At 57.8% G+C, this 22,764-nt stretch carries 20 protein-coding genes; 12 read left to right on the top strand and 8 right to left on the bottom strand.

What is annotated here, in order from left to right:
* Positions 1-2 precede the first annotated feature (2 nt).
* Complete coding sequence (gene gshB / locus GGR91_RS07745; RefSeq protein WP_183941645.1) at positions 3-965, top strand: glutathione synthase; 963 nt, start codon at positions 3-5, stop codon at positions 963-965.
* Complete coding sequence (locus tag GGR91_RS07740) at positions 965-1,603, top strand: DedA family protein (protein WP_183941644.1); 639 nt, start codon at positions 965-967, stop codon at positions 1,601-1,603. The genes gshB and GGR91_RS07740 overlap by 1 nt, the downstream gene beginning before the upstream one ends.
* On the opposite strand, the gene GGR91_RS07735 is transcribed toward GGR91_RS07740, so the two are convergent.
* From GGR91_RS07735 to rph, 4 genes are all read right to left on the bottom strand, one after another.
* Positions 1,560-2,444: a tyrosine recombinase XerC gene (locus GGR91_RS07735; protein WP_183941643.1), complete on the bottom strand. Its 885-nt coding sequence runs from the start codon at positions 2,442-2,444 to the stop codon at positions 1,560-1,562. The two genes, GGR91_RS07740 and GGR91_RS07735, sit on opposite strands and share 44 nt — an antisense overlap.
* Positions 2,445-2,459: 15 nt before the next feature.
* The gene (gene hemW, locus GGR91_RS07730) at positions 2,460-3,620 is read right to left on the bottom strand and encodes a radical SAM family heme chaperone HemW (protein ID WP_183941642.1); all 1,161 of its coding nucleotides are present in this window, start codon (positions 3,618-3,620) and stop codon (positions 2,460-2,462) included.
* Between the two features lie 163 nt (positions 3,621-3,783).
* A complete protein-coding gene (gene rdgB, locus GGR91_RS07725) occupies positions 3,784-4,410 on the bottom strand; it encodes an RdgB/HAM1 family non-canonical purine NTP pyrophosphatase (RefSeq protein WP_183941641.1) in 627 nt (208 codons plus the stop codon).
* 76 nt (positions 4,411-4,486) lie between these two features.
* Complete coding sequence (rph, locus tag GGR91_RS07720; protein ID WP_183941640.1) at positions 4,487-5,200, bottom strand: ribonuclease PH; 714 nt, start codon at positions 5,198-5,200, stop codon at positions 4,487-4,489.
* Positions 5,201-5,281: 81 nt separating this feature from the next.
* On the opposite strand from rph, the gene hrcA reads away from it, so the two are divergent.
* The 3 genes from hrcA (at position 5,282) to GGR91_RS07705 (ending at position 8,467) form a co-directional block, all read left to right on the top strand.
* A complete protein-coding gene (gene hrcA / locus GGR91_RS07715) occupies positions 5,282-6,325 on the top strand; it encodes a heat-inducible transcriptional repressor HrcA (protein WP_183941639.1) in 1,044 nt (347 codons plus the stop codon).
* 88 nt (positions 6,326-6,413) lie between these two features.
* Positions 6,414-6,989: a nucleotide exchange factor GrpE gene (gene grpE / locus GGR91_RS07710; protein WP_183941638.1), complete on the top strand. Its 576-nt coding sequence runs from the start codon at positions 6,414-6,416 to the stop codon at positions 6,987-6,989.
* An 80-nt stretch (positions 6,990-7,069) separates the two neighbouring features.
* A complete protein-coding gene (locus GGR91_RS07705) occupies positions 7,070-8,467 on the top strand; it encodes an MATE family efflux transporter (RefSeq protein WP_183941637.1) in 1,398 nt (465 codons plus the stop codon).
* A gap of 63 nt (positions 8,468-8,530) precedes the next feature.
* On the opposite strand, the gene GGR91_RS07700 is transcribed toward GGR91_RS07705, so the two are convergent.
* On the bottom strand, positions 8,531-9,004 hold the full coding sequence (locus GGR91_RS07700) for a copper chaperone PCu(A)C (RefSeq protein WP_183941636.1): 474 nt from the start codon (positions 9,002-9,004) through the stop codon (positions 8,531-8,533).
* 211 nt (positions 9,005-9,215) lie between these two features.
* Here GGR91_RS07700 and dnaK point away from each other — a divergent pair, with 211 nt between their 5' ends.
* Together dnaK and dnaJ are read left to right on the top strand one after the other, a co-directional pair.
* Positions 9,216-11,120, top strand: coding sequence for a molecular chaperone DnaK (gene dnaK, locus GGR91_RS07695; protein ID WP_183941635.1), 1,905 nt, complete (start codon positions 9,216-9,218; stop codon positions 11,118-11,120).
* Between the two features lie 67 nt (positions 11,121-11,187).
* Positions 11,188-12,312, top strand: coding sequence for a molecular chaperone DnaJ (gene dnaJ / locus GGR91_RS07690; RefSeq protein WP_183941634.1), 1,125 nt, complete (start codon positions 11,188-11,190; stop codon positions 12,310-12,312).
* A 64-nt stretch (positions 12,313-12,376) separates the two neighbouring features.
* On the opposite strand, the gene GGR91_RS07685 is transcribed toward dnaJ, so the two are convergent.
* Positions 12,377-14,716, bottom strand: a complete 2,340-nt coding sequence (locus GGR91_RS07685) for a patatin-like protein (RefSeq protein WP_183941633.1) — start codon at positions 14,714-14,716, stop codon at positions 12,377-12,379.
* Between the two features lie 93 nt (positions 14,717-14,809).
* Between GGR91_RS07685 and radA the strand changes: the two genes are divergently transcribed.
* The 4 genes from radA to GGR91_RS07665 all read left to right on the top strand — a co-directional run bounded on the left by radA (position 14,810) and on the right by GGR91_RS07665 (position 19,034).
* The gene (radA, locus tag GGR91_RS07680; RefSeq protein WP_183941632.1) at positions 14,810-16,174 is read left to right on the top strand and encodes a DNA repair protein RadA; all 1,365 of its coding nucleotides are present in this window, start codon (positions 14,810-14,812) and stop codon (positions 16,172-16,174) included.
* A 117-nt stretch (positions 16,175-16,291) separates the two neighbouring features.
* Positions 16,292-16,816, top strand: coding sequence for a CvpA family protein (locus GGR91_RS07675; protein WP_183941631.1), 525 nt, complete (start codon positions 16,292-16,294; stop codon positions 16,814-16,816).
* Entirely contained in the window at positions 16,813-17,247 is a 435-nt protein-coding gene (locus tag GGR91_RS07670) for an iron-sulfur cluster assembly scaffold protein (RefSeq protein WP_183941630.1), read from the top strand. The genes GGR91_RS07675 and GGR91_RS07670 overlap by 4 nt, the downstream gene beginning before the upstream one ends.
* Entirely contained in the window at positions 17,247-19,034 is a 1,788-nt protein-coding gene (locus GGR91_RS07665) for a monovalent cation:proton antiporter-2 (CPA2) family protein (RefSeq protein WP_183941629.1), read from the top strand. The genes GGR91_RS07670 and GGR91_RS07665 overlap by 1 nt, the downstream gene beginning before the upstream one ends.
* On the opposite strand, the gene aroB is transcribed toward GGR91_RS07665, so the two are convergent.
* Positions 19,025-20,131 carry a 3-dehydroquinate synthase gene (gene aroB / locus GGR91_RS07660; protein ID WP_183941628.1) on the bottom strand — a complete coding sequence of 369 codons (1,107 nt, stop codon included), beginning with the start codon at positions 20,129-20,131 and terminating at the stop codon, positions 19,025-19,027. The genes GGR91_RS07665 and aroB overlap by 10 nt on opposite strands.
* The gene (locus tag GGR91_RS07655) at positions 20,128-20,607 is read right to left on the bottom strand and encodes a shikimate kinase (RefSeq protein WP_246337140.1); all 480 of its coding nucleotides are present in this window, start codon (positions 20,605-20,607) and stop codon (positions 20,128-20,130) included. Before GGR91_RS07655 ends, aroB begins: the two co-directional genes overlap by 4 nt.
* A 337-nt stretch (positions 20,608-20,944) precedes the next feature.
* Between GGR91_RS07655 and GGR91_RS07650 the strand changes: the two genes are divergently transcribed.
* Positions 20,945-22,747, top strand: coding sequence for a hypothetical protein (locus GGR91_RS07650; protein ID WP_183941626.1), 1,803 nt, complete (start codon positions 20,945-20,947; stop codon positions 22,745-22,747).
* Positions 22,748-22,764 lie beyond the last annotated feature (17 nt).

The following is a 22,764-nucleotide window of genomic DNA, read 5'->3' as shown; positions in this document are numbered from 1 at the left end:
AAATGGCAATACAAATGGCGGTCCAGATGGACCCGATGGACGGCATCAACATTCATGGCGACTCCAGCTTTGCGCTGATGCTTGCTGGCCAATCGCGCGGCTATGACATTTGGCATTATGATGTGATGTCATTGACGCTCGACGCCAATGACCGGCTCACCGCGCTCGCGCATCCCGTGCATGACATCCAACGCGTGGAGGGCGCACATTATCGGTTTGGCGCGCCACAGCGTATTGATCTGGGCTCCGACATTGACGTTGTGCTGATGCGGCAGGATCCGCCATTTCACGTAGGCTATATCACCGCGACCCATTTGCTCGAACGCATCGAGCATGAGACGTTGGTGGTCAACAACCCTGCCAGCGTGCGCAACGCGCCGGAAAAAGTCATGGTGCTCGACTATCGCAAGTTCATGCCACCCACGCTGATTACGCGTTCACTTGATGAGGTCCGCGCATTTCAAAAGGAACATGGCGCGATTGTCGTAAAGCCGCTCCATGGCAATGGCGGCAAGGCCATTTTCCGGATTGAAGCCGATGGCAGCAATGTCGGCGCGCTGTTTGAGGTGTTCAATTCGACATGGCCCGAACCGCATATGGTGCAGCCATTCCTGCCCGACGTTGCGAAGGGCGACAAGCGGATCGTTCTGATCGACGGCGAAGTCACAGGGGCCATCAACCGCCGGCCGGGTGAAGGCGAATTCCGGTCGAACCTTGCGGTAGGCGGCAGTGCCGAAGCGACGTTGTTGACCCCGGAGGAGCAGGAAATTTGCGCTGCGATGGGGCCGCGTTTGAAGGAACTTGGTCTGATATTCGTCGGCATTGATGTCATTGGCGGAAAATGGCTGACGGAAATCAATGTGACCTCGCCAACCGGTATCGTCGCGATTGACCGGTTCAATGGCACCGATACCGCCGCGAAAATACTCGATGCCATTGAACGCAGGCTTGCCGGACGGAGTTAATGGAAGACTGGATTATCAGGCTCGTTGAATGGGGGCATTATTGGGGCGTCGCCCTGCTGATGCTGCTGGAGACGGTTTTTCCGCCCGTCCCGTCAGAGGTCATTATGACCGTGGCGGGTGTGTCGGCGGCGCGCGGCAATATGAACCTTTGGGGCACGATCGCGGCCGGAACCGCAGGCGCCATGCTTGGCAACTGGCTGTGGTATTGGTTGGCCATCAAGTTTGGCGAAGCGCGGATGCATGTGTTTATCGACCGCTACAGCCGCTGGCTCACGCTTGACTGGGCGGAGATTGAACGCGGGCATGGGCTGTTTCGCAAACATGGGCCAATCATCGTGCTCGTGGCGCGCATGTTGCCGACACTGCGTTCTTTGATTTCGATTCCCGCTGGTTTGTTCGGTATGTCACTGCGCCGTTTTCTGGTTTTCTCCACGATTGGAACGGCGGGATGGAGCGCGGCGCTTGCCTCCGGTGGTTATTTTCTTGGTTCACAATTTGACGATATCGAAAAATGGCTTGGGCCTTTGTCGACCGTCATCATGGTCGGCATTTTGGGGACCTATGTGTGGCGGCTGGTGCGCTGGAAGCCCAGCCCTACGCCCGCGGATGCGCGTTCTGATATTCATCCAGAAGCATAGCCGTATCGACAGCGGTATAGATTTGCGTTGATGATAGGCTGCTGTGGCCCAGTAGTTCCTGAAGACTGCGCAGATCTGCACCCCCCGCGAGCAAATGCGTTGCAAAGCTGTGGCGCAAGGCATGCGGCGTGGTGCGTTCCGATAGGCCAAGCCGCATGCGCGCACCTTGCACCGCGCGGCGCACAAGTGCTGGCGCCAATGGCCCGCCGCGCGCGCCGCGAAACAATGGCTCGTCTGCGGCCATCGGATAGGGACACAAAGCAATATATTCCTGAATAGCGGTGCGGACTTGATCGAGCAGCGGCACAATGCGCGTCTTATTACGCTTGCCGGTGACGCGCAGTGTCGTGCCAAGCGGCAAGATATCGCCGAGCAGCCCCGTCGCTTCGCTCACGCGCAGGCCGCTGCCGTAGAGCAGCAGAAGCAAGGCCCAGTCACGCGCGCCGACCCAGCCATCGTTTGCGCTTTCTGCGACGTCATCCGCGAGTGCCAGAACATCGTCGGGGTTCACGGGGCGCGGCAGGCTGCGTTGCACGCGCGGCCCCTTCATTGGGGGCAGGGTTGCGTTTTCGCCCAGTGCAAAGCGCAAAAAATGACGGGCGGCGGACAATTCACGCGCGGTGGACCGGTTGGTAAGTCCATCGCCACGCCGGTCCGCCAAGAAGGCGCGCATATCAGCGGCAGAAATTTTCATCAGCGTTGTGCGGTCGACTGTCGCCCCCCAGTGCAACTGCAGAAAAGCGGTAAGCCGATCTGCCGTGGCATGATAAGCGCGGACACTATGCGGCGACATCCGGCGATTGTCGGTCAGGAACGTCAGATATTCGGAAAGCAGTGACATTATGCCGTCATGCTATCAGGCGGCAGCATCCGCCTCAACCGCTACTATTTGCGGCAGGATCGCATCCAGCAACGGCATGCCTTGCGGCGTAACCGTGATGCGGTCGCCGGTGCGGGTAATGAGGCCAAGGCGCGCGATTTTGTCGACAGCCGTGAAATCCAGCATCTTGTCTGGCGCAATACCCGTGCGCGATGACAGGCGGTCAAGGCTGATACCTTCGCTCAACCGCAGTCCCATGAGCAAACTTTCGGTTGCACGGCTTGCGGGGTCGAGATGATCTTCGGCGCTGATGCCATGCGCGTTGCGGTCCACTGCAGACAGAAAATTTTCTGGTTTTTTATGACGTTGCGTCGCACACTTCAGACGTCGTCCATGTGCGCCGGGGCCAATGCCGATATAATCATCATAGCGCCAGTAACTCAAATTATGCCGGCTTTCATGACCCGCCCGCGCGTGGTTGCTAATCTCATAAGCTGCCATGCCCGCCGCGCGCGTCATGTCCTGCGTCATGTCATAAAGGGTCGCCGCATCGTCATCGTCGGCGGGGGTGAAGTGCCCCGTGCGCACGAGCGTTTCGAACCGTGTGCCCGCCTCAATCGTCAACTGATATAGCGACATATGATCGGTGCCGAAGGACAATGCGCGCCGAAGTTCCGCCTCCCATTGTGTGGCCGTTTGTTCGGGCCGCGCATAAATCAGGTCGATATTGACGCGGCCGAAATGTTGCTGCGCGACTGCGAGCGCAGCAAGGCTTTCGCCAACGGAATGCGCACGCCCCAAAAAGGCCAAGGCGGCGTCATCGAGAGCCTGAAGGCCAAGCGACACGCGGTTGACACCAGCCTTGGCCAAATCGGCGAAGCGGGATGCCTCAACCGAGGAGGGGTTCGCCTCAAGTGTAATTTCGATATTGTCGGCAAAGCCCCAATGTTGCGCAGCGGCATCAATCAACGCGGCGACCGTTGACGGCGGCATCAGCGATGGCGTGCCACCGCCGAAGAAAATGGAACTCAGCTTGCGGCCGGGTGTCAACGCCGCTTCGTGGGCCATATCCGCCAACAATGCCGCGCACCAAGCGTCTTGGTCGACGCTTTCCCGCACATGGCTGTTGAAATCACAATAAGGGCATTTGGAAACGCAAAAGGGCCAGTGGATATAGAGGGCAAGCGGATTTGACATTCGAGGCTTACCGTAGCCCTGAGCCGGCAGTGCGGAGCACTGCCGAAAAGTCGAAGGGTGTGTCTCGTTCAACCACCGTGCTTGACTGATAGCCGCCCTTCGACGGTCGCAGCCACTGCGTGACTGCTGCTCTGGGCTTCGGTCTGGTCAGATGTGGCGCTTGTCAAAAAACGGCCTCAACCAATTTGCGGAACGCATCTGCCCGATGGCTCATGGCATGTTTCTCCGCCGGGTCCAGTTCCGCAAAAGTTTGCGTGCGGTCGGTTGGCACGAACACCGGATCGTAACCAAAGCCCAACGTACCACGTGGTGGCCATGTCAGGCTACCTTGCACGCGGCCTTCGAACACTTCTTCATGACCATCGGGCCATGCAAGCGCGAGGGTGCAGATAAAATATGCGCTTCGGTCGGTATCTGGGCCAAGCTCGGCCAATTTGCCTTCGACTTTACCCATTGCCATGTACCAGTCGCGTCCTGGGCCCCCTTCGAACCGTTGTTTTTCCGCCCAGTCTGCCGTGTACACACCAGGTGCGCCGCCAAGCACCGCCACGCAAAGGCCGCTGTCATCTGCCAAGGCAGGCAGGCCTGACCCTTGGGCAGAGGCATGTGCTTTCAGTAGTGCATTTTCGGCAAAGGTCGTCCCGGTCTCTTCGGGCTCAGGCAAGCCAAGTTCACCCGCCGAAACCGGTTCGATCCCGAACGGCGCAAGCAAGGCGCGGATTTCACGCACCTTGCCCGCATTGTGGCTGGCGATGACAAGCTTGCCGGGCTGCAATTTGCGATGGGTCATATATTCTTGCCTTGAACCATATTGTCATCCCCGCTTTCGCGGGAATGACATTGACGTTTAAAGTGCCAATAAGCGGTTACTTGACCGCTTCATCTTGTACCGCGAATATCCGGTCGGTGCCCATGCGTGCGAGACGGAGCAAGCGCAGCAGGCTTTCCTCATCATAGGTCGCCCCTTCGGCGGTCGCTTGTACTTCGGCGATTTGTCCGCCTTCAATGAGGACAAAGTTCGCATCAGCGTCAGCGCTCGAATCTTCGATATAGTCGAGGTCAAGCACGGGCGTTCCGTTGACGATGCCGCAGCTGATGGCGGCGACGCGGCCGCTGATCGGGTCTTCCTTAATCGCACCCGAAGCAAGCAGGCCATCGACCGCAAGCCGCAAGGCCACCCACGCGCCGGAAATAGCCGCAGTGCGCGTTCCGCCGTCGGCTTGCAACACGTCACAATCGATCGTGATCTGATGCTCGCCAAGCTTCTTCATATCTACGACAGCGCGTAAAGAACGGCCAATAAGACGTTGAATTTCTTGAGTTCTACCGGACTGCTTGCCCTTCGCCGCTTCGCGCTGGCTGCGGGTATGCGTGGCGCGCGGAAGCATCGAATATTCCGCCGTGACCCAACCTTCACCCTTGCCGCGCAACCATGGTGGAAGGCGATCTTCAACGCTTGCGGTAACAAGCACGCGGGTGTCGCCAAAGCAGATGAGGCAGCTGCCCTCTGCATGCTTGGTGAAATGGGTTTCAATCGAAATGGCGCGCATTTCGTCGGGCGCTCGGCCTGATGGACGCATGATAGTCTCCTGATAATGGGTTGAAGGCCGCAATAGCTTGCCCCGCTTGCTTTGCAAGCGCGCTGCGCTACATCAGTAAGCGTGAGCCAGATTCCAATCAATGAACTGAACGATCGCACGCGCGTCATCTTCCGGATGGTGGTCGAAAGCTATTTGGACAATGGCGCGCCCGTGGGGTCGCGAACGCTTTCCAAATTTGCGGGCCTGAATTTGTCGCCGGCCTCCATTCGTAATGTGATGCAAGATTTGGAGGAGGCAGGATTGCTTGCCTCGCCGCACACCAGCGCTGGCCGTGTGCCCACCGAAAGCGGTCTTCGTCTTTTTGTCGACGGCATGATGCAGTCGGCTGAACCGTCCATGGAAGAACGCCGTGCGATTGAATCGCAAATCATAAGCGAGGGGCCAATTGAGGAAGCGTTGGCGGCGGCAACGTCGGTGTTGTCGGGGCTATCGGCCTGTGCCGGAATCGTGCTTGTCCCCAAACGCGATGCAGTGTTGAAGGCATTCAACTTTGCGCGCCTGTCGCCGACCCAAGTTTTGGCCATCATGGTCGGGTCGGATAACAGCGTCGAAAATCGTCTAGTTGCGATTGACCCCACTGTTTCCGATTCTGCGTTGGTTGAAGCGTCCAATTATATCTCGGCCCGTTTGTCGGGTTTGACCTTGTCAGAGGCGCTGGAGCATCTTGATCGCGAAATTCGTGCGGAGCAGGCGGAGCTTGATGCGGCAAGCCAGAAGCTCGTGCGCGATGGTCTGGCGATATGGTCGCTCGATGCCAATGACCGGCCGGTGCTGATTGTGCGCGGTCAATCAAACCTGATTGACGACGCCGCAGCGGCGGACCTTGACCGGGTGCGCCAGTTGCTGGACGAATTGGAAAGCAAGGAAGAAATCGCGCGGTTGGTCGACAGTGCACGCGATGCGCAATCGACGCGGATCTTCATTGGTTCAGAGAATAATCTGTTCTCGCTGTCCGGCTCTTCAGTCATCGCTGCGCCTTATCGCGAAGCCGGTGGCAAGGTGGTTGGTGTTGTGGGCGTCATTGGTCCGACACGGCTCAATTACGCCCGCATTGTGCCGATGGTCGATTTCACGGCACAGGCGCTCAGCCGCCTAATAAAGTGACGCACGGCTTGATGAAACCGAATTGGTTTCTATATGCGCAAAGCAACAGGCGGCGTCGGTGTCGCAACAATCATGGGTTAATCAGGTTATGACGGACAAAAACACTCAATCCGCAGATGCAGCAGCAGAAAAGGAATTGGAAGGCGTGCCAGAGCATATGAAGGAAGACGCTTCGGAAGCGACCGACTCCGCCGACGCCAAAATTGCCACGCTCGAAGACGCGCTCGCCACGGCGCATCAGGAAGTTCTGTATGCGCAGGCCGAAACCCAAAATGTGCGTCGCCGCATGGAAAAGGAAGCGCAAGATGCGCGCGCTTATGCCGCGACCGGCTTTGCCCGCGACGTCCTGTCCGTCTCCGACAATTTGGCGCGTGCATTGGAAGCCATCCCTGCCGAAATGCGCGAGAGTGAATCAATGAAACCGCTCGTCATCGGCCTTGAAGCCACGGGCCGCGAACTCGACAGCGTCTTTGCCAAAAACGGCATCACCCGCATCGCCGCAATGGGCATGCCGCTCGATCCGAACCAGCATCAGGCGATGGTCGAAATCCCAAGCGCAGATGCTGAACCGGGCACGATCGTGGCCGAGATGCAGGCGGGTTATATGATCAAGGATCGCCTACTGCGCCCTGCATTGGTCGGGGTGGCGAAGGCGCCGGAGTAAGCGCCGGGGATTAGTCCCTAAGCGGGAATGCCGAAGTTCGGGGGTGGTCTCATCGGCCGCTCTCCGCTATCGCCCCGCCGATGACCACAAAGGCACTCCCAACCAACGGCCAATCGCCCTGGCGCGATGAGCTTCGGGCGACGTTGTTGCTTGCGTGGCCGATGATCCTGTCGAACCTGACGATGATGCTAATCGGCGTGACCGACGTCATTCTGCTGGGTTGGCTTGGTCCGCGTGCGTTGGCGGCGGGTGCTTTGGGGCACAACCTCGCCATTTTCTGCGCGATTTTCTGCATGGGTTTAGTCACGGCCACGGCGCCGATGATGGCATCCGAAAAGGGTCGCATGGCACATTCGGTGCGCGATATTCGGCGGACATTCCGGCAGGGTCTTTGGGTTTGTTGCACGGTCATGGTGCCGGTGTGGGCGTTTTTATGGAACGCCGAAGCCATCCTGATTGCGACGGGTCAGCAAGCGGATCTTGCCGCCGATGCTGCGGTGTTTGTGCGGGCCTATATGTGGTCCATATTGCCCTTCCTCGGGTTCCTCGTTCTACGCAATTTTGTCGCGGCGCTCGAAAAGCCAGTCTGGGCAACCATCGTCGCGTGTTGCGCTGTGTTACTAAATGCCGTTGTCAATTACGGCCTCATCCTCGGTAATTTTGGCTTGCCGCAATTGGGGCTGGTGGGAGCAGGCATTGGCAGCACGATTACCAATGTCGCGCAGTTCGGGGTCATGGCTCTCGTCGTCAGTTTCCATCCGAAATTTCGCCGCTACCATTTGTTCGGGCGCTTCTGGCGCGCGGATTGGCGGCGGTTTCGCGAAATCTGGCGTTTGGGATTGCCCATTGGTTTTACGATGGGTTTCGAAGGCGGTGTGTTTGCAATCGCGATCCTGCTGATGGGGCTCATTAACGAGGCATCGGTTGCGGCACATGCGGTCGCCATCCAGATCGCATCGCTTACCTTCATGGTGCCCATGGGGCTGGGGCAGGCGGCGACGGTGCGTGTCGGCCTTGCTTATGGTCGGCGCGACGCGGTCGGCATCACACGGGCAGGCTGGACCGCTTTCGTGCTGGGCACCGGATTTATGGCGGTCATGGCGCTTGCTATTTATCTGTTTCCAGAGGCGCTGATTGGGATATTCGTCACCCCCGTCGATGCCGCGACCAAGCAGGTTTTTGACCTTGCTGTCAGCTTCCTGCTGGTGGCCGCGATATTCCAGATTGTCGATGGCGCGCAGGTTGTCGGCGCGGGCATGTTGCGTGGCTTGCACGATACCAAAGTCCCTATGTACTTCGCAGCGTTCGGATATTGGGTGGTCGGCATCGGTGTCGGCGCGTGGCTTGCATTTCGGGCGGGTTGGGACGGCGTCGGGGTGTGGACTGGCCTTGCGGCCGGACTGGCGCTTGTGTCGGTGTTGATGCTGGTGCGTTGGTCGATGCGCGCGCGGCTCGGACTGCTGCCTTCAGAAGCTTAATATACCATCATATTGCGGGCGCACCTGTAACCTTGGCACCTAAATATTGGAACAGGGCATGCCTTAGCCGTCGATTGCCTTTTTCTCGTCCGGGTCAGTGCCGTCGACTTCCTGTACGCGGGCTTTTACCAATATGCGGACATTGTTGGAGAATAGAAATTCAGCCTCAATCACGCCAAGCCGGCGGGGGATAAGGTTGACGCCCCACATCATCACATGCTTGCCACCTTTTTTGAAGGCGACGGTTTCGCCAGCGGGAATGCGGACGCGCTGCAGCGGCATCATGGACACGGCCCCCGTTTTCGGATCCACCGCCACATCGTGCATTTCAACGCGGATAGCGGACGGCGAACTGACGCGCAGCAAATAGACGTCTTCGGGGCCGCCATAGACGTTGAAGTGAAATGCCGACGGATTGCTGTCGACCGGCGATAGCGTGAGCACCGCCTCTTTGACCTTTAGCTGCGGTGTCGGGCCGCACGAGCCCAGCAATAATGCACTTGTTGCGGCTGCAACTGTGAATATCCGTCGGTTCATATGATCCTCTTTTCGGCATTGGCTTTGTGGTTCAAAGCCAGGACTGTGACTACTTTTTCCCTATCTAGGGTTGCCGAAGTCTTGTGCCAAGAGAATTGGCACCTATATCGCCGCTACAAGGTTGCATTACGGGAAAACACCGGTGCCTGATAGGGCCGGACCGTAAGTGGCCAGTAAGCGTTCAATTTTAAAATTTCGGGGTAAAGTTTTTATGGCTAAAGTTATTGGTATCGACTTGGGCACGACAAACAGCTGCGTTGCGGTAATGGACGGCGGCAAGCCCAAGGTCATCGAAAATGCGGAAGGCGCACGTACGACGCCATCGATCGTGGCCTTTGCCAAGGACGGTGAGCGCCTGATTGGACAACCGGCAAAGCGTCAGGCCGTCACCAATCCGGAAAGCACGATTTTCGCAGTGAAGCGCCTTATCGGCCGCCGCTACGACGATCCGATCACCAAGAAGGATACAGAGCTTGTTCCCTACAACATCGTTAAGGGCAAAAATGGCGACGCATGGGTAAAGGCTGGCGGCGAAGATTATTCGCCATCGCAAATTTCGGCCTTCATCCTTCAGAAAATGAAGGAAACGGCAGAGGCCTATCTCGGCGAAACCGTCACGCAAGCCGTTATCACGGTTCCCGCTTACTTCAACGACGCCCAGCGTCAGGCCACGAAGGATGCGGGCCAGATTGCGGGTCTTGAAGTTCTGCGTATCATCAACGAGCCAACCGCCGCTGCGCTTGCATATGGCATGGACAAGGATGAGAACAAAACCATCGCGGTCTATGATCTTGGCGGCGGTACATTCGACATCTCGATCCTCGAAGTCGGAGACGGCGTGTTCGAAGTGAAATCGACCAATGGCGACACGTTCTTGGGCGGTGAAGACTTTGACAGCAAGCTTGTCGAATTTTTGGCCGCAGACTTCCAAAAAGCAGAAGGCATTGACCTGACCAAGGACAAGCTTGCGCTTCAGCGTTTGAAGGAAGCCGCTGAAAAGGCGAAGATTGAACTGTCATCGACACAGACGACTGAAGTCAACTTGCCGTTCATCACCGCTGACCAAAATGGTCCAAAGCATTTGGTGAAGACGATCACCCGTGCCGACCTTGAAAAGCTGGTCGATGATCTCATCAAGCGCACGTTGGAGCCTTGCAAAAAGGCTTTGGCTGACGCTGGTTTGAAGGCGGATGCCATTGACGAAGTCGTCATGGTTGGCGGTATGACCCGCATGCCAAAGGTACGTGACGTTGTTAAGGCGTTCTTCGGCAAGGAACCGCACACTGGCGTGAACCCTGACGAAGTTGTTGCCATGGGCGCAGCCATTCAGGCAGGCGTGTTGCAGGGCGACGTTAAGGACGTGTTGTTGCTGGACGTAACGCCGCTGTCGCTTGGCATCGAAACCTTGGGCGGTGTATTTACCCGCATGATCGACCGGAACACGACGATCCCGACCAAGAAGAGCCAAGTTTACTCGACTGCGGAAGATAACCAAAATGCGGTTACCATCCGCGTGTTCCAGGGCGAGCGTGAAATGGCGGCGGATAACAAGCTGCTCGGCAATTTCGACCTTGTCGGAATTCCACCCGCACCGCGCGGCGTGCCGCAGGTTGAAGTGACATTCGACATTGATGCCAACGGCCTCGTCAGCGTAACCGCAAAGGACAAGGGCACGGGCAAGGAACAGCAGATCAAGATCCAAGCCTCGGGCGGTTTGTCCGATGCCGACATTGATCAGATGGTCCGTGATGCCGAAGCATTTGCTGAAGAAGACAAGAAACGTCGCGAAGCTGCGGAAGCCAAGAACAATGCCGAAAGCCTTGTGCACACGACCGAAAAGCAGTTGTCTGAACATGGCGACAAGATTGACGCTGCGCTGAAGGGCGAAATCGAAGCGGCTGTTGCGGAAACCAAGACCGCCATCGAAGGTGGTGATGCAGAAGCGATGAAGGAAAAGGCAACGGCCTTGGCGCAAATCGCGATGAAGCTTGGTGAAGCCATCTACAAGGAAGAGCAAGCGGCGGCATCGCCGGGCGCTGCGACCGAAGAAGCCCCTGCGGACGACAATGTTGTCGATGCAGAATTCTCCGAAGTCGAAGACGACAAGAAAGACTGATGTTGAAAATTCCCGACTGTCGCCAGCGAAATGCAGCGACGGTCGGGAAGCCGGGGGGTAGTCAGTCATGAATCTTGACATCGATTATTACGAATTGTTGGAAGTCGAGCGGACAGCGGATGAAAAGACGCTGAAATCCGCCTATCGCCGGATCGCGATGGAATGCCATCCCGACCGCAATCCCGGCTGCGATAAATCCGAAGCCAGATTTAAAGCGGTCAGCCAAGCCTATGATGTCCTGAAAGATCCGCAAAAACGTGCGGCCTATGACCGTCTTGGCAAAGCCGCGTTTGAAAATGGTGGCATGGGCGGCGGCGGCCAAGGTGGCGGTGGCTTTGGTGACTTTTCCGACATATTCGAAAGCTTTTTTGGCGATGCCTTTGGTGGACGTCAGCGTGGGCCCGCACGCGGTGCAGACTTACGCTATGATCTTGAAATTTCACTCGACGAAGCCTTCCACGGCAAGGATGCCGAAATCACCATCGACGTGGCGACGGCTTGCGGCACTTGTGAAGGGACAGGCGCAACCCCGGGTTCGGGCAAGCGCCGTTGCAACCTGTGCGCGGGTCACGGCAAGGTGCGCGCGCAGCAAGGTTTCTTCGTGGTCGAACGGACATGTCCGACCTGTCATGGACGGGGTGAGGTTATCGAAGACCCATGCCGTGTCTGTGCCGGCGAAGGCCGCAAGGACGAACGCAAGACCATAAGCGTAAATATTCCGCCGGGCGTGGATGAAGGCACCCGCATTCGGGTTGCGGGCAAGGGCGAAGCTGGGCCGTATGGCGCGGCCGCCGGTGACCTGTACATCTTCATCCATCTGTCGCGGCACAAGGTGTTTGAGCGCGACGGCACGACATTGTTCTGCCGTGTGCCCGTAAGCTTCACCACAGCGGCGCTGGGCGGCGAAATCCGTATTCCGGGCCTAGATGGTGCGGAACACCTCATCATCGTTCCAGAGGGCATCCAGTCGGGCAAACAGCTACGCCAGCGCGGGGCAGGGATGCCCGTCCTGCAAGGACGCGGACGCGGCGATATGGTCATTCAGATCGATGTTGAAACGCCGTCCAAGCTGTCGGCGCGCCAGAAAGAAATATTGCGCGAGTTCCGCGAAACCGAAACCGGTGAGGAATGCCCGCAGTCGACTGGCTTCTTTGATAAGCTCAAAGGGATTTGGGACGGCATCGCGACGTGATTGCGTCGCGCGCCAAGCGCGCGCAGGTTCGTTGATGCTGTCTTCAATATATTGAAATGAAGGCTCAGATTTCGATCTGATCAATCTCGTTCCGCAATGATGCGATGAGGGGCTGGACATATTTCAGCCGATCCTGCTCCTCATCCAATATCGCATGGAAGGCGAGCCTTTTGTAAGCCCGCACCCTGTTTTCGGCGAAGTCATGACCTGCGGGCAGCGACGACACCAAAATGTCGATGAGCCGTTCCGCCCCGTGCAACCGCCCCCACAGATAATCATTCTCGCGATAGGACCGGCTGAAAAAAGCGCCGAAATTGTTGAACTCTATGCCCTTCAACGTGGTAGCAGCGCCACCTTTGCGGATGGAGTTGCAGTCTTCGGGGGAAATGCGGTCCACTTTGACGGGGTCAAATTCATCGAACCCTTCATCCTGCAACAATGGCAAGGTCGCGATGTCATAAAGCGCATAACCCAGATAGCCGAGCAGCATGGCCCTGCGCGCCGCAACGGGCAGTGCGAGGAGCGCTGCACACAATATCGCATCCACACGCAGGTCTGTTTGGACGAGGTCGCGCTGGGACGCCAAATGGTCTATGAGCCCGGCCGGATTGGTGACGCCCGCCTTTGCGGCAATGGCAAAATCGACGCCTAGAAATTCGGCCGTTTCCAGATCCAGATACATCGCCAGACAGCGGTAAATAGCATCACGGATCTGCGTGATGTCCTTTTCGGGTACGTCGATGGCATTTTCGACCTCTTCCGTCAGATGCCGTGCAAGGAAGCGGAGCCGGCGAATTCTGAACCGTAAATCATGCGTGCCAAAAAAGGCGATCGACTGTTTGCTCGCCTGCTTGCCGCCATCTTGCGGCATGCGGTCCAATCCCCGTGTCCTGATTTCCGACCACAAAGCGGCTCTCAAGTCGCGGAAAAACCCGTTGTTGGCATCGGGCAGGCTGCGCCGTGCGGTCGCCACAATATCGTCGACGACGCCCGCAAGCTTCAAATGGCCATAGGCCCGGTAGCTGAATCCGGCAGCAAGTATCGCCTTTTCCTGCGCAGATTGACGCCATTTCTGCATACGGACGGCAGTCGGCTGGCTCAGGAACCACGTCTTGCCCAGCAGTGCCTCCACCGTGGTTTCGACTTCGTTCCGAAGGCTGTCGATCACCTGTCGCATCCGTTCGATCCGTTCCGACCGGCCCGAGATTTTTTCCAAGCTATCGCGGATCGGTTGCTCCCGCGGGATATTCGATGTTGCGCCAAATATCGTTGCGAAAAAGCCGGGCGGTTTGCGCGGGTTTCCCACGCTGCCATCTGCATTGCGCCGACCGAAGCGGAAACTTGGCCGGCCGGGCTTTGGGTCAATATAGACAAAGCGTCGGTCGACTTCGCGGCGCGCCGGGCGGTTGCGCAGGGCGGCAATCGCCTGATTAAACGGCGCGTTGGCGAGCACGGAACCGTCAATCAGCATCGTGTCTTCCGCGGCATTGGCGGCAAATTGCTGCGGCAATATGCGTTTCAGAAATGCGTTCCGCCCCAACCACGGCACATTCTCGCGCGCAAGCAATCGGTCAAGTTCACGCACGGAAAAGGGCGGGAAGGCACCGGGAAAACTAGCGGTCGCGCGTGCTGCAAAGATGAGTTCGGCCATATCGGCAAGGTCCGTCCGCCCGCGTGTCGAAAAGTCGACGGTGATCCGGTGCTCAGACTCCGTCACCTCGGGCGGACTGTTCAGGCGCAAGACTCGATCATGCCCGTTAAAATCGGTGACCGTCACAAACAGGTCGAGCGGTTGGTTGACGGGCAAAAGCGGCGATCCGGCCTTGCTCGCCGCCATGGCCTTCAACGCATCCAGCAATAGCTTGGAAAAAACGTTGCCGCCAAAGGGCGGCGCGAACCAGCGGGCACGGACGAAGCGCGATAGCTTGGTTGCCACCTCGTCCTGTGCTTCCTTCGCGACCGTCTGTTCAACCGCGCCGCCGCGCCGCCGCAAGATCAGCCACGCTATCGGTGTTGCCCAAAATTTGGAGAAGCGCGACAGCGGACGGGCGTCGGGATCAAGCAGCACGTCCACATCAGCCATTTCAAGCCACATATCGGTCAGCGGCTCCAGCGACTGCCCTGTGACAATGGCTTGGGACAGAAATATACCGTTGATTCCGCCGGCGCTGGACCCGGCGATAATATCGGTCAGCACGCGCAGCTTCGTTCCGCTGACTTGTGATATTTCGGCGAGGAGATCGTGATAGACGGACTCGCTGCCCCGGGCGGCAGGCCCTGCATCATGGAATGCGCGGCTGGCGCGAACCATATGCCAAATCTCGCGCGTGACGCCGTGCATGTAGATGGCAAGGCTTACCCCACCATAACAAATGAGCGCCAGCCGAAGTTCTTTTTCACGCATGCCGATGGTGTGACACCGCCAAAGGGCGTGCGCAAGCACCTATGCGTGCTTTTTACGGCTTGAGTTCTTGATATGTTCTGATAGTTTCCGTCCATGGCAAAAGCAAAGCGCAAATATGTGTGTCAGGCATGCGGTTCCGAAGCGAACCGTTGGCAGGGGCAATGTGACGACTGCGGCGAATGGAATACGCTGGCGGAAGAAGCGAGCGCGACGGTCTTTGAGTTGAAGCATCATTTGCATTCGGGCGGACGTTCGGTGGAACTGTCGGGGCTGAACACCGACATCAAGCTTCCTGATCGCGCCTCGACCGGCATCGCTGAGTTCGACCGTGCACTGGGTGGCGGCCTTGTGCCGGGGTCAGCGACGTTGCTGGGCGGTGATCCGGGCATTGGTAAGTCTACTTTGCTGCTGCAGGCAGCGGCCAATTTGGCGCGGCGTGGGCTGAGCGTTGCGTATATTTCGGGCGAAGAGGCTGTCGACCAAGTGCGTTTGCGCGCACGGCGGCTTGGGCTCGGCGATGCGCCCGTGCAATTGGCGGCGGCAACCTCGGTCCGCGACATATTGACGACGATGGGGAAGGGCGCGCCGCCAGCCTTGCTGGTGATTGACTCGATCCAGACGATGCACAGCGATTTGATTGAAGGCGCCCCGGGCACGGTCAGCCAAGTGCGCGCATCGGCGCAAGAGCTGATCCGTTTTGCCAAAGAGCGTGGCTCTGCATTGATGCTTGTTGGCCATGTCACCAAAGACGGAACGATTGCCGGGCCACGTGTGCTTGAACATATGGTCGATACGGTGCTGGCGTTTGAAGGTGAACGAAGCCATCAATATCGGATATTGCGCGCATCGAAGAACCGCTTTGGCGGCACTGATGAGATTGGCGTTTTCGCCATGGCGGAAGAGGGCCTGACCGAGGTTGGCAACCCAAGCGCATTGTTCCTGACCGACCGCGCCGAACAAGTGACCGGTGCAACGGTATTTCCAGCGTTGGAAGGTACGCGTCCAGTGCTCGTTGAAATTCAGGCGCTTACCGTGCGTCTGTCCAGTGGTGCTACGCCGCGCCGCGCCGTGGTCGGATGGGACAGCGGACGGCTGGCCATGATATTGGCGGTGTTGGAGGCGCGCTGTGGCCTTAGCTTTTCGACTGCCGAAGTATATCTGAACATCGCTGGCGGATATCGCATTTCGGATCCGGCGGCGGACCTTGCGGTCGCGGCGGCACTGGTATCGGCCCTTGCCGAGCGGCCCTTGCCGTCGGATGCTGTTCTGTTCGGAGAAGTCGCCTTGTCTGGCGAAATTCGTCCCGTCGCGCATGGCGCATTGCGTTTGAAGGAATCGGCCAAGCTTGGTTTCAGCCGTGCACTTGTTCCGCCATCGGTGAAGGGACAGTCGGGAATTTCAACGCAAGAGTTCCGCACGCTGGCCAATCTCGTTGACCATATGCTGGGACGTCACTAAATCCGTTTTTAGGCCATGTCATAGGCGACAGACATCAGGCGGTTTTGCGGCTTGAATGGCGATATGGGCGCACTGCGGACGAGGTGCGACGGATTATAGATTGGGCAGCAGCTTCACATGACCGCATTTGATATCATTGTGTTTTTCTTAATCGGCAGCGGAGCCGTTTTCGGCCTCTTGCGCGGTTTTGTGCAAGAGACGCTGTCGATGATTGCATGGATATTGGTTATCGCTGCCGTCCGCATCCTGCATGCCCCTGCCACGTCTGCGCTGGCGGAAACCATTGGTTCGGAAACAAGCGCGGCGATTGTAGCGTTTCTCGCGATTGTTATTGTCATTTATGCGCTCGGCACATGGATCGCAAAATCGCTTGGCGCGCGATCGCGCAAATCGCTGTTGGGACCATTTGACCGTGTCTTGGGCTTTGGCTTTGGAATGTTGAAGGGACTGATGATGGCAACGCTGATATTCCTGTTGCTCGTCATGGGTTATGGCATGTTCTTTGGCGCGGATGAGGCGCGGCCTGAATGGATGACGCAATCACGCACCTATCCCCTGCTGAACGCCAGCGGGACAGCCATGTCCGATTTCGTTCGCGAGAACCGCGGGGCCGACGACGAAGCCGCGGGAACAAACGAGTGAGCGATTCCGCTCTCTACAATCGCGACATACTCCGCCTCGCGACCGCGTTGGTCGCGCATGACCGCCTTGAAAATCCCGACGGGTCGGCAGAGGTGCGATCCCCTGTCTGCGGAAGCCGGATGCAGGCAGATGTCATGACCGACGCAAGCGGGCATATATGCGGGCTTGCCTTGCGCGCAAATGCCTGCGCCTTGGGCCAAGCCTCGGCCGCCATTTTGCGGCAAAACGCCGACGGGTTGAGCCTATCGATGCTCAATGAACTGCGCGATGGCATTGCCCATGCATTAAAGCGCGAGGGCGCGATGCCTGATATGTGGCCTGAACTCGATCTGCTTTCCGCGGCAAGTGATTATCCGTCACGGCATGCGGCCATCTTGCTGCCTTATGATGCGGTTCTGGCTGCGGCGCAGAATATTAAAGAAAAAAGCTGATGGAGGACGCGCCGCATAATCTTGTTGCGGATGTGATGCTCGGCGGGGTTGTGTTGCTTGGGGCAGCTCTGATTGCGGTGCTTGTTTTCCGCCGTCTCGGCCTTGGCGCAGTGCTTGGGTATCTGGTTGCCGGTATCGCCATCGGTCCGGACGGACTTGGCCTAATCGGCGCGCCAGAGACGATATTGGCTTATTCCGAAATCGGCATCATATTGCTGCTTTTCCTTGTCGGGCTGGAACTATCGCCTAGCCGGTTGTGGCTGTTGCGTAGGGATATTTTGTTATTTGGTCCGCTGCAGGTGACCCTGTGCGGCCTTGGCATGTTTGCCATTATTCACCTCGCCATGCCGACCTTCAGTTGGGAAGCGGCGTTGGTCCTCGGCCTGCCGCTTGCCTTGTCATCAACCGCGCAGGTGCTGCCGCTGCTGCAATCGCGTGGCCGCATGAAAACCGACTATGGCGAAAAAAGCTTCTCCATCCTGTTGTTTCAGGACATTTCGATTGTCCCATTGCTGACGATTGTCGCGGCATTGTCACGTGCACCGGCCGATGAAGGCGCCATTACGGGTTGGCGGCTGGTTCTATATGCGGTTCTTGCCATATTGGGGCTTGTGCTTGCCGGGCGCTATTTGCTGTCGCCATTGTTGCGGCTTGTCGGCAAGATTTCCGAACGTGAACTGTTCATCGTCACAGGGCTGTTCACGGTTTGCGTCAGTGCGGCGGTCATGCAGTCGATTGGCGTGTCGCCTGCATTGGGGGCGTTTGTTGCAGGCGTCATGCTCGCAGAGTCGCCGTATCGGCATGAGCTTGAGGCGGATATCGATCCGTTTCGGTCGATCTTGCTGGGCCTGTTTTTCCTTGCGGTTGGCATGTTGCTGGATGTCGACGTCATTATCGCGCAGCCGCTATTTGTGGCGGGGCTTGCGCTGGCGCTGATCGCTGTCAAAATTGCCATCATCTTTGCGCTTGGCCGGTTCTTTGGATTGAAGAGCAAACCGTCCATCATCATGGCCATGCTGTTGAGCCAGGGCGGCGAATTCGCATTTGTCCTGTTCACGGCGGCGCAGCAAGCGTTGTTGATTGAGCCGGAGGCTGCGAGCCTATTTGGCGCAGTTGTCACACTGTCGATGGCGTCGACGCCTTTCTTGATGATTATTGCGGGCAAGCTGGCGGCACATAAGCCCAAGGGTGCAGCCCCGCTTGATGACCCCGCATTGGCGTCACAAGCCAATGTCATCATCGTTGGCCATGGCCGGTTCGGGCAACAGGTGTCACAGATCATGCAGGCCGCTGGGCGTTCGGTGACGCTGATCGATGTTAACCCGCGGACAATCGACATAAGCGGCGAATTTGGTTTCAAAGTCTTCTACGGCGATGGGACGCGCGTTGATTTGTTGCAGCGGGCAGGGGGCGAGGATGCGCAGGCGATATTCTTCTGCATCGACGACCGGCACATGACCGCAGAGTCATTGATGCCCGTTCGTGAGACATTTCCGCGTACCAAGCTGTTTGTGCGCGCATATGACCGGCAACAGGCGCTGGCGTTGATGGAAGATGACGGCATCAATATCATCCGCGAACTATTTGAATCGTCGATCCGCATGTCGGTCGATGCGCTTAAATTCTTCGGGACTGAACGCGAAGCCATTCATGAAATCATCGCCGAATTCCGTCGCCGTGACCGAAGCCGTCTAAAAGCGCAGTTCTCCAGCGGCGATTTGCATGCCGGTAAACGGCACAGCTTTGGTGGTGATGATTCGGATGATTTCCTGATCGCTCAGGATTGAGCTTCGTCGTCGAGGAAGTCCGCGACGTCATCCAGTGCGACGTCCTTGGACAGGAAGGTTTGGCCTATGCCTCTTGCGAGCAAGAAGGGCAAAGTGCCGCCGCTCATCTTTTTGTCATGCCGCATATAATCCACCAGCAACGCGCCGTTCGCAGTAACCCCGGCATCTGAAAGCGTGGTGGGTAAGCCCGCGCGTTTTAGCAGCTGCGACACGCGCCGGGCATCTTCGTCGGCGCATAGGCCAAGCCGAACCGAATAGCGGAATGCCAGCGCCATGCCCGCGGCGACGGCTTCGCCATGGAACAGTCTGTCCGAAAAGCCTGTGTCGGCCTCCAACGCATGGCCAAAGGTATGGCCGAGGTTCAACAATGCCCGCGTACCCGTGCGTTCGGTCTCATCAGCGGCGACGATGCGCGCTTTGGATTGCACCGATGTTATGATCGCCTGCGCGCGAATGGCGGGGTCACCGGCAAAGAAACTGTCCAGATTGTCTTCGCAATATAGGAAGAAATCGGGATCATCGATCAGGCCATATTTGACCACTTCGGCAAAGCCAGCCGCCAATTGGCGTGGCGGAAGGGTCGATAACAATTCAGGGTCGATCAGCACCAATGCAGGTTGATGAAACGCACCGACGAGATTTTTGCCTGCTGCGCTATTGATTGCGGTCTTGCCGCCGACGCTGCTGTCCACTTGCGCCAACAAGGTCGTCGGGATTTGCACGAACGAACAGCCGCGCTTTACGATATGCGTTGCAAAACCCGTGATGTCGCCGACAACGCCGCCGCCAAGCGCGATGACATGGTCGCTGCGTTCCACATGCTGTGCGAGCATCCAGTCGGTTAGCTTTTCCAGCTCGCCCCAGCTTTTTCCAGCCTCGCCCGCGGGCAAAATATATACCGCGGTTTCCACGCCAGCGGCGGAGAGCGCGGCTTCAAGCGCAGGCCAGACAGCGCGGGCAACATTTTCGTCTGTGACCACCAACAACCGGTTGTCGCGCGCATAGGGAAGCAGATATTCCGGCGCCTGTGCCATTAAGCCCGCACGGACATGAATGTCATAAGGTGCGTTGGTCAGGTCGACGGAAATGACGGTCATTGGGCAAGGGCCTTCACGATATTTTCAACGGTCCGCATATGCGGCGATGTATCGCTGCGAATATGGATATTGGCCGTCGCATATAGCGGGTTTCGAATCTTGCCAAGTTCCGTCAGGACTTCAATAGGGTCCTTATCCTTTAGCAAAGGCCGGTGGCTGCGCCGGCCAACGCGGTCGGCCAGTACTTTTACGTCCGCGTCCAGCCAAATCGATATCGCGCGCTCCAATATCAGTGCGCGGGTGTCTGCATTGACGAATGCGCCGCCGCCTGTGGCGATAATCTTTGGCGCACCCTCGACAAGCCGCGCGATAACCCGTCGCTCGCCATCGCGAAAATAGCCTTCGCCGAACTTTTCGAATATTTCGGAAATCGAAAGTCCAGCGGCACGTTCAATTTCATCGTCAGCATCGGCAAAAGGCACATTCAACCGCGCAGCGAGGCGCTTTCCAATGCTGCTTTTGCCCACGCCCATCATCCCGACAAGAACGATCGGCCGGTCAATTACCGGGTCAGTTACTGTTCGGTCCTTGCCGATTTTTTGTTCATCGTTTCCGGGCATTGCGACACCGCCTATATATCGGCTATCCCCAACCCGAAAGTAATTTGCCACTTATCCAGAAAATTGTGGAAAAGCAGTATATTGCACAATGGTTCATGAGCGGCGGACATAAAAACCGGTTTTTGCGCTTTCTAATTGTTGCGGCAGTGGCATTTGGCTTGCTACTCTGGCGTGCATGTTTAGTCGGTGGACAACTTATGCAGATAAGAGAAATTGCAGTGCAGCCCCAAAGATTTGAAACAGGTTCGCGTCATTGACTGATAAAATAACAAAAGGCGGCCTTTTGGCGGCAGCCGCTGTCATCCTCGCATTTGCTTTGCCCGCATTGGGGCAGCAGGGTCCGGAGTCACTTCTTCCCGAAGGCTTTGGCGACCCTGCGCCATCAGCACCCAATAACCCCGCGCGTCCTTCGTCTTCAACACCGTCAACCACCAAGACCGGAACATCACCGGCCAATCCGGCATCGGGTGACGTCAGTGCGGACGCTGCGGCTGACGACGCAGAAGAGGATGAAGAAGACGCACAGGAAATGGTCGTTCGGTATGACGTGCCACCTGCTGCGCGCCGTTCGCTCAATGCGATTGGTATCATCTCCGAAACATCGGGCGGATTTCCGGCGGCGTCGTTTGGCGCGACCAATGGCGCCTTCCTGAAACAGGTGGTCGAACGCACATCGGGGCCAATCGCGTCGCGTTGGGGCACGATCATGGCACGGCGGTTGCTCGCCAGCCGAACCAATACGCCACAGGGCGTAAACGGCGCGGACTGGACCGCAGAACGGGCGTGGCTGTTGCTGCGCATGGGGGATTCGGTTGTCGCACGTGGGCTTGTTCAACAAGTCGACGCTGGCAACTATACCAAACGGCTTCATGAGGTCGCGATGCAGACCTATCTCGCAAATGGCGACCTGGCGGGCATCTGTCCTTTGACCGAAGGCGGCGTTCGCCTTGTGAACAGTGGGCGCTGGAAAATGTCGCGCGCTATTTGTGCGTCGCTCGCTGGCGAACAAGGCAGCGCAACAGGGTTCATCAATCAGGGACGCTATCAGGGCTGGGTTCGGGGCGTCGATTATCTCTTAACCGAAAAGGCCGTGGGTGCGGGTATAAATGGCCGCCGGTCGGTTAAAATCGAATGGGATGGCGTTGAGGGGATGAACCCGTGGCGCTTTGGTTTGTCCGCCGCCGTTGGCCTTGAGCCACCGGAGCGATTGTTCAGCAATAGTGGTCGCCAGATCGACGGATGGCGTGTGCAATTGCCCATGTTTGCACCCGCAATACGCGCCAAATATGCACCCGGTGCCGCGGCGCTTGGCGTATTTTCCAACCGCGATATGGTCGATCTCTATGCGCAGGTTCTTGATGATCCCGATGCACCTGATGCGATGAAAACGCAGGCCGAAAATCTGGGCAACGCATATACTGCGTCGGACGATTCCGGAAAAGTTTCGGCAATGGCGTCGATTTGGGGCGCAGAGCGGACGGGCGCGGACTATCTGGCGGCGCTTGTCATGACGGCGCGTGCTGCAGCGCTTATCGCCCCAAGTTCAGACCATGCCGGGCAGGCCGATGGGTTGATTGCATCAATGTTGACGGCGGGGCTTGATCGTTCGGCGGCGCGATGGAGCAATATCGTTTCGGGCGGTTCGCTGGGTTGGGCACTCGTCACCTTGGGCGCACCCGGCCGTGTTACTCTGGCGGATTATGGCGATCTCGACGAATTTTACAGCAATGACGACAGCGATGACGGGCATAAGTCCGCGCTTTTGCTGGCTGGACTTGCCGGGCTGGGGCGCGTTGAATCCGGCGCGCAAAGTGATTTTGCGGTTGATCTGAAGGTAAATATCGCGCGGCAAACGGCGTGGTCAAAAGCGATTACGGCCGCAGCAAGTCGCGGTGAGCAAGGCACGGTCGCACTGATGGCGGTTGCCGGAATGCAGGCACCATCATGGGCTTCGGTGCCGGCGCATCATGTATACTATATCGTGCGTTCGCTGCGTCAGGTGGGTCTTGAGGCGGAAGCGCGGATGATTGCGGCCGAAGCGGTCACCCTTGGGTGATATGCAAGGCAGCGGCC

It is taken from the genome of Sphingorhabdus rigui (genome assembly GCF_014196595.1).
Taxonomy (GTDB): Bacteria; Pseudomonadota; Alphaproteobacteria; order Sphingomonadales; family Sphingomonadaceae; genus Sphingorhabdus_B; species Sphingorhabdus_B rigui.
Note: the sequence above shows the minus strand (reverse complement) of the source record. Positions and strands in the feature narration are given on the sequence as shown.